A 6,830-nucleotide genomic window follows, 5' to 3' on the forward strand; every position below is an offset into this window, starting at 1 on the left:
AAGTTCACCAGTTGCAAGGGCGATGAGATGTGATGGCGAACCGGTCATACCGGGAGCTGGGATAACCCGTGCGAATGTCGTGGGCATCATTGCCCGCAAAGCAGAGTGGGACCTGACTCGCGGATACCATCAAGGCCAGCGGTCAACATGAACGACTGCATCAACAGGCCGGACAGAAGACCGCACCTGACCCAATCGTCAGAAACGTCAAATCACCCCTTGCATCGCGGGAGCCATCCACAGAGGACACTCAGCCAAGTCGGCGCTGTTGACCTAAGCGGACGCTCGCGTCCGACGTGGGACTAGAATAGGCTGCAGCGAAGCCGCTTGATCGACCGGGGAGGGCGCAGGCAAGTATGGAGCGAAGGCTTACCGCGATACTCGCTGCCGATGTGGTTGGCTACAGCCGCCTCATGGGCGAGGACGAGGTAGGCACACTCGAACGATTGAAGGGTTGCCGTCGCGAACTGGTCGACCCCGCGATCGAGGAATTCCACGGCCGCATTATCAAGCTCATGGGCGACGGCGCGCTCGTCGAGTTCGCGAGTGTCGTCGATGCCGTCCATTGCGCTGCCGTGATCCAGCGCCGAATGGCGCAGCGCAACAAGGGCGCCACTGATGCCCGGCAGATCCGGTTTCGCATCGGCGTCAATCTCGGCGACGTCATCGTGGACGAAAACGATATCTACGGAGATGGCGTGAACATCGCCGCCCGCCTCGAGGCTATGGCCGAGCCAGGCGGAGTCTGCATCTCCGGAACCGCATTCGATCATGCCGTCCACAAAGTGGACGTCGGCTTTGCCAGTCTGGGAGAGCAGCGCCTCAAGAATATCGCCGATCCGGTTCGCGCCTATCGACTCTTGCTCGATCCCGCGGCATCGGGAAAGGTCACGGCCGCGCCCCACCGGCCGGGCCCGCGCGTTATGATCCTGGCGGGCGCCGCCGTCCTGGTGATTGCCGCGATTGCCGGCATTTTTGCGTGGCAGAAGTTCTCGGTGCCATCGCGGCCATCGGTTGCCGTGCTGCCGTTTGCAAACCTCGGCGGCGATCCAGGCCAGGACTATTTCGCTGACGGCATCACCGAAGATCTGATCACCGACCTCACCAAGCTTTCCGGTCTGGACGTCATCGCGCGCAACTCGGTGTTCGCCTACAAGGACAAGCCTGCAGCGCTGGCGGACGTCGCGCGCGACCTTGGCGTCCGCTTCGTCGTCGAGGGGAGCGTCCGCCGCACCGGCGAGCAGATCCGCCTCAATGCCCAGCTCATCGATACGGCAACGGGCGACAATCTGTGGGCCAACCGGTTCGATCGCGGTATGGCCGGGGTGTTTGGCGTCCAGGACGAGATGGGCCGGGAGATCGCCAAGGCGCTCGGCTTGCAACCGTCAACGGTGGAAAGCGAGCGGATGGCGCGTCCGCCGACCGAAGATCTAGAGGCCTACGACTACTATCTCAGAGCCGAGCAGGCGGCACGCACCGGCGGACGGGCCGGGCTGCGGGAGTCGCTTCCGCTCTACGACAAGGCGGAGGAGCTCGACCCCGCTTTTGCCGAAGCCTTCGCGGCGGATGCAAGCACGACAGTCTATATCTGGCGCGAATCGTTCAACGACATCATGCAGAGCGCGCCCGCGCGCAAGCGCGCCTATGAGAAGGCAAGCCGTGCGCTGCAACTCGACCCGGACCTTTCGTCGCCTTATGCGATTCTTGGCATCATGCAGGTCGTGGATCGCCGCTACGAGGAAGCCATCGCTTCGGCCGAGCGAGCCGTCGCACTCGGCCCCGGCGATGCGGAGACGCAAATAGCTCTAGGATACGTGCAACTGTTCGCCGGCAATCATGCCGAGGCAGCCGCAGCGGTCGAGACAGCGCTCAAGCTCGATCCCAACCTTTCGGCCATCAACCGGCAAATTGCCGGTCTGGTCTTTCTTGTCCAGGGCAGCAACGAGAAGGCGATCGAGGCGCTCGAACGCACGCGAGACGATGCGCCGTCGGTCGGAGATTTCAGAATTACCCTCGCTGCCGCCTACGTCCGCGCCGGCCGCTTGCCGGATGCGAGGGCGGCGATCGCGGAGGGACTAAGTTCCATGTCGTCACCGGGGTACGATTCATTGTCGGCGGTGCGGCTCAACGGTCTCCAATATCGTAACCCCCGGGATTCGGCTCTCATCATTGACGCACTGCAGCAGGCGGGCTTGCCCGAATGGCCGTTCGGCTTCACCGCCGACCAACACGACCAGTTGAAGGGAGGCGAGATTAACTCCCTCGTCCTAGGCCATACGTTGCAAGGTCAACTTGAGCCCGGTCTCCAGCCAGCCATCCTGCAGGTCGGAAAGGACGGCAAGGCCGCGTTCCGCTCGACGACGCGACTACTCACCGAGACCGTCTATGTCGATGGCGACCTATTGTGCGAGCAGAGTGAGAATATGTTCGGGCGCCCCGACTGCGGACCTGTCTACAAACGCCGTGACGGCGCCGGCAACGGCTATTCCTTCGTCAACTCAAGCAAGGTGTTCCACTTCGCGGTGGTTCAGTAGATGCACGCGTCTCAGTGATACTTGTCGAGCTCCAAATTGGCCGCGACCTTCGGCCAGTTGGCATCGGCTTTCGGTATATTTTCAGCTGCATGCGCGGCGAAATCGTTCGCATTGCCGACGTCGTAGATCAGGTAGAGCTTGCCGTCGATAATCTTGAATGCTTCCGGATCGACATTGATCGTGACCCCTCCACCCACGACTTCGGCAGCACAGTAGCCGCCATATTGAGGAGCGTACTTGACCGGTTCGCTCATGAACATTTCCAGGTGTTTCTTGCTGGCGAAATGCCAGGGAGTCCCCAGCCAGTCATAAGTGAACTCTTCGGAGCCCTTCACGGCCTTGCCGTCAGTGAAGTAAGCGACCGTGTCGTAGCCCATGATCGCCACACCGCCGAAATAGCCGGTGTTTACCGAATTGTCGGCCCGGGCCGATCCCGCGCCGGCGACCGCAGCTACCGCGACTAGGGCAGCCGCCCCCAAATTCCGAACCAGTCGCGACTTGATCATCGTGCTCATCTGCATCCTCCGTTAATCGTGGATCTCTGCGCACTTCGCCGTGTTCGCCTCGCCAAGGATCTTGGCTTGGCAGGTAGCACCATGGCGTTTGAATAGTCGTATGATATCCGTGTTGCCCTTCCAGAATGCGCGCGTTGTCGGCATGTAGCCATGGCCCTCGGGATGGTTCACATCGGCACCTTTCGCAATAAGGAATTCCGCCAGTTCAAGGTGGTTTTCCTCGCCGGCAACCAACAACGGCGTAGCGCCCGCCTTGTTGGCGGTATCGTCGAGCACCGCGCCTTTTTCCAGGAGCAGCTTGGCGATCGGCAGGCTGCCCGAGAAGGCGGCCGCATGTAGCGGGGTGAAGCCGCCCGAGTTCCGGGCCATGACGTCGGCCCCCTTGCTCAGCAGGAACTCGGCGATTTCCGGCTGGTTATCAAGCGCTGCAGCGATGAGTAGTGTTGCCTGGTCGCTCGCCCGACTATCGACGTCGGCACCGCTCGCGACAGCTTGCTCGACACCCACTTTGTCGCCGGCAGCTATGGCATCGAACAACACGTCGCCCGCCGCTGCATCGGTCGCGGCAAGCGCCAATACGACAAGTATCAGCAGTCCACGCATCAGTATCGATATCACGCGCGAAGACAGCGTACAAGTTCGGGACGACGGTGCTCGGCACGTGGCAGTTTAGCGTTGCCCGTAAAAAGGGAATGTCCGCTTGGCATTGCGCCAAGAACGACCTGACTTGGAGCTGCCTATTGCCTCCATCGATGTCCGCTTTTTGGTGAATGGACGGGACCGTCGTAGCTGCTCCGGGTCAAAAATCGGTCTTTCAGGGGTGACGGTTTGACCTTGGAGTGTTCACCCAGACAGACCACTGTGTTTGAGGTATGCCCCAATCATTTGCATGAGGTTCTGATGACACTACGCCGCACAATTCTGCCCGGATCGGCCGTTTTGATAAGGTGAATGACACGGCCTATTGATTTCATTACATTCTTGGAGGTCTTCCAAACTGAATATGCGGGTTCGCTACCCGCTCCAGACCTCCGTCCGCACGATCTCCGGGTCGAAACACCGCGCGGCAAGCCGCGCAGCGCTCCTCCATTGTGCAGATGTCTGCGCCGCGCTAGCTGTTGAACGCGGACGCAACCTGATGCTGCTGCGGCACCTGGCCGTTCGGCGTCAGCTTGTCGATGACGCCGGGCAGGGCCGTGGACAGCTGCTTGAGCAGTTCCTGCTCGTCCATCCCCGTCCGCTGCGCGATCTCGTGAATGACCTGCGGCCCGAGTGCGGCGCCGAGATCATTGGCGTTGATCGACTGGTTCTGCCCGGTGCCGACCCAGGAGTCGGCGACATTGCCGTGGCCGGCATCCCTGAGCTTGTCGAGCAGGCCGCCCAATCCGCCGAGCAGGCCGCCGTCGGCGGGGGTCGTTCCGGTGGAAGCGGGTCCGGTCGGGGCCGGGGTCTCGGTCTGGTCCGGCTGTTCGGCACTTCTGCCGCTCAGCATTTTTCCGACCAGCAGCGCGCCAAGCGCAATCATCAGCGGTTTAGTGATGTTGCCGCCTGGAACGGCGTTGTCAAAAAGTCCCATAGTGGATCCTCCATAACGACAAGCCCAACACCTCCTCAACAATGGGGCGTGCGGGCGGAATTTCAAGCTGGCTTGAGCTTTTGACAATCGTATGAAAATGTTGGCTGGCGGGGGGATGGAGAGGAAAAAATGTCAATCATCAGCTGGATCATACTCGGCGTCATCGCCGGCTTCCTGGGCAGCAAGATCGTCAACAAGAGCGGCCAGGGCATTTTGATGGACATCGTGCTCGGGATCGTCGGCGCCATTGTCGGCGGCCTGATCTTCAGCGCCTTCGGCGCGTCGGGCGTCACCGGCCTCAACATCTACAGCCTGATCGTCGCCGTGATCGGCGCGGTGGTCGTGCTGTGGGCTTACCACCAGTTCAGCGGAGGACGGGCGTAGGAAACAAAGAGGTAGAGCGGTTCTGCGTTTCCGTGAACGATGAACCACCCTAAGCCCTGGAATCTGAAACTTCGAATTTCGCTGAGGACCAGCTCCGGGCCGGTACGCGATACCAGCCTATGGCATCAACACCGCGTCTGCTGCTGCGAAAAAGATTAGCGTTCCCGCGATAAACACCGCCCAGCCGATGAGCGACTTGCGGATGGCGGCCTTGTGCTCGGCGTCAGAGTTCTTGTTCTGGTCAAAATCCGTCATGGGGAAACTCCCTTGGCTGATTGATCATGGCGTCCTGGATTGGACGGTCTTCGGCGATTAGACGATCTTTTTCGGCTCGGCAACAGCGCGCTGACAGACGCAGCTGAGCGTCCGCTTGGCCTGCTTGGGCGGGGCTAGGCGACGACGGTCAGTCGGCGCTTGCGCTGGTCCAGCGAGACGATGGCAAGTCCACTGCCCACCACCAGCAGAATGCCGCAGACCGCCAGCGCATTGGGGAATTGCCCGAACACCAGCAAGCCCGAAATGACCGCCCAGACGGTGAAGCAATAGTAGAACGGCGCCACCGCACTGGTCGGCCCGACGCGATAGGCCATGAAGATGAAGAAGTGGCCGAAGATCAGGAAAAATCCGGCGCCGGCCATCAGCAGCAGATGGCGCGCCTCGGGCATGACCCAGCGCTCGGAAACCAGATGCGCTGCACCGGCGCCGACCAGCACCACCACCACGGCGGAGATCGCCACGATCATCCCCGGCACCTCTGCCGTAACCCGCCGGCCGGCAAGGTCGCGTGCCGCCGACAGCGTCGCGTTGCCGAGCGCCAGCAAGGCGTAGACCGAAATGCCTTGCATGGTCGGTTGCGCCACCATCAGCGCGCCGATGAAGCCGAGCCCGATCAGCGCCATGCGCTGGCCGCCGATCCGCTCGCCAAACAGGATCGAGGAGCCGACCAGCATCAACAGCGGCGTGATCTGTCCGAGTGCCGTCGAATCCGCGATCTGCATGTTGGCGAGCGCCACCACGTAGCAGAGGATCGCCGCCAGTTCGAGCAGGTTCCTGCGCAGCACGTGCCTGTCGAAGATCAGCGGAATCTGCTTGCCGTAGCCCAGCGCGAACAACAGCGGGAAACCCCAGAGCGTTGCCGCCGCACCGCGCAGGAACAGCACTTCGTAGGACGGCAGGCCCGATGTCGCGAGTTTCATCATCGTATCGTTGACGAGATACGATCCGGTCGAGACGATCATGAACAGGGGGCCGCGGATGGCGGTCGGAATGAAATGCATCCGGCGAGGAAATCAGACCTCGATGACGACCGCAATGGGCCATGACCTGGCGGTGAATCGGACAGCATCGGGCAGGCAAGACAGCGCTGTGGCGGCTTCGATCGATGGGCCTGCCACCCATTTCATTTCGTCTCGTCCCTTCCTATATCAGCGCCATATCCCCGCAATCGGATCAATGGTTCGGACTGAGTGAGACGGCACCCGGCCAAAAGACGCTTGTGTTTTTTGGCCTTTGTCGCTAATCGCCCCGCATTCGACTGAACTGAAGGTCCAGGCCGTCCAAGGAAAGAGACTATGGCAAAAGGTAAATTCGAGCGTAACAAGCCTCATGTGAACATCGGCACGATTGGTCACGTTGACCATGGCAAGACGTCGCTGACGGCGGCGATCACGAAGTATTTTGGCGAATACAAGCGCTATGACCAGATCGACGCGGCACCTGAGGAGAAGGCGCGCGGCATCACGATCTCGACGGCGCATGTCGAATACGAGACGGCCAACCGCCACTACGCTCACGTCGACTGCCCCGGGCACGCCGACTATG

8 protein-coding genes are annotated in these 6,830 nt (G+C 61.2%); 3 read left to right on the forward strand and 5 right to left on the reverse strand.

Translation table 11 applies throughout. The features are described from left to right. The first annotated feature begins 356 nt into the window (after positions 1-356). Positions 357-2,534: a tetratricopeptide repeat protein gene (locus AC1D2G_RS34200; RefSeq protein WP_477419585.1), complete on the forward strand. Its 2,178-nt coding sequence runs from the start codon at positions 357-359 to the stop codon at positions 2,532-2,534. An 11-nt stretch (positions 2,535-2,545) separates the two neighbouring features. Here AC1D2G_RS34200 and AC1D2G_RS34205 read toward each other — a convergent pair whose 3' ends face one another. The 3 genes from AC1D2G_RS34205 to AC1D2G_RS34215 all read right to left on the reverse strand — a co-directional run bounded on the left by AC1D2G_RS34205 (position 2,546) and on the right by AC1D2G_RS34215 (position 4,625). Further along, positions 2,546-3,055: a YHS domain-containing (seleno)protein gene (locus AC1D2G_RS34205; protein WP_477419587.1), complete on the reverse strand. Its 510-nt coding sequence runs from the start codon at positions 3,053-3,055 to the stop codon at positions 2,546-2,548. A 6-nt stretch (positions 3,056-3,061) separates the two neighbouring features. Next, positions 3,062-3,652, reverse strand: coding sequence for an ankyrin repeat domain-containing protein (locus AC1D2G_RS34210; RefSeq protein WP_477419589.1), 591 nt, complete (start codon positions 3,650-3,652; stop codon positions 3,062-3,064). A 508-nt stretch (positions 3,653-4,160) separates the two neighbouring features. Continuing rightward, a complete protein-coding gene (locus AC1D2G_RS34215) occupies positions 4,161-4,625 on the reverse strand; it encodes a YidB family protein (protein ID WP_477228465.1) in 465 nt (154 codons plus the stop codon). 129 nt (positions 4,626-4,754) lie between these two features. Here AC1D2G_RS34215 and AC1D2G_RS34220 point away from each other — a divergent pair, with 129 nt between their 5' ends. Then, on the forward strand, positions 4,755-5,009 hold the full coding sequence (locus tag AC1D2G_RS34220) for a GlsB/YeaQ/YmgE family stress response membrane protein (RefSeq protein WP_095091667.1): 255 nt from the start codon (positions 4,755-4,757) through the stop codon (positions 5,007-5,009). A gap of 117 nt (positions 5,010-5,126) precedes the next feature. Here AC1D2G_RS34220 and AC1D2G_RS34225 read toward each other — a convergent pair whose 3' ends face one another. Both AC1D2G_RS34225 and AC1D2G_RS34230 read right to left on the reverse strand, forming a co-directional pair. Further along, the gene (locus tag AC1D2G_RS34225; RefSeq protein WP_202359563.1) at positions 5,127-5,264 is read right to left on the reverse strand and encodes a hypothetical protein; all 138 of its coding nucleotides are present in this window, start codon (positions 5,262-5,264) and stop codon (positions 5,127-5,129) included. Between the two features lie 134 nt (positions 5,265-5,398). Then, positions 5,399-6,286, reverse strand: a complete 888-nt coding sequence (locus tag AC1D2G_RS34230; protein ID WP_457152120.1) for a DMT family transporter — start codon at positions 6,284-6,286, stop codon at positions 5,399-5,401. A 294-nt stretch (positions 6,287-6,580) separates the two neighbouring features. Between AC1D2G_RS34230 and AC1D2G_RS34235 the strand changes: the two genes are divergently transcribed. Continuing rightward, positions 6,581-6,830, forward strand: a 250-nt coding sequence (locus AC1D2G_RS34235; protein ID WP_477228463.1) for a GTP-binding protein, incomplete at its 3' end; no start/stop codon positions are given.

Source organism: Mesorhizobium sp. P2_C7, assembly GCF_056404515.1.

What these genes read in the sequence shown, in the direction of transcription:
- AC1D2G_RS34200 (WP_477419585.1), top strand. Translation starts at nt 357, where the DNA reads ATGGAGCGAAGGCTTACCGCGATACTCGCTGCCGATGTGGTTGGCTAC.
- AC1D2G_RS34205 (WP_477419587.1), bottom strand. Translation starts at nt 3,055, where the DNA reads ATGCAGATGAGCACGATGATCAAGTCGCGACTGGTTCGGAATTTGGGG.
- AC1D2G_RS34210 (WP_477419589.1), bottom strand. Translation starts at nt 3,652, where the DNA reads ATGCGTGGACTGCTGATACTTGTCGTATTGGCGCTTGCCGCGACCGAT.
- AC1D2G_RS34215 (WP_477228465.1), bottom strand. Translation starts at nt 4,625, where the DNA reads ATGGGACTTTTTGACAACGCCGTTCCAGGCGGCAACATCACTAAACCG.
- AC1D2G_RS34220 (WP_095091667.1), top strand. Translation starts at nt 4,755, where the DNA reads ATGTCAATCATCAGCTGGATCATACTCGGCGTCATCGCCGGCTTCCTG.
- AC1D2G_RS34225 (WP_202359563.1), bottom strand. Translation starts at nt 5,264, where the DNA reads ATGACGGATTTTGACCAGAACAAGAACTCTGACGCCGAGCACAAGGCC.
- AC1D2G_RS34230 (WP_457152120.1), bottom strand. Translation starts at nt 6,286, where the DNA reads ATGCATTTCATTCCGACCGCCATCCGCGGCCCCCTGTTCATGATCGTC.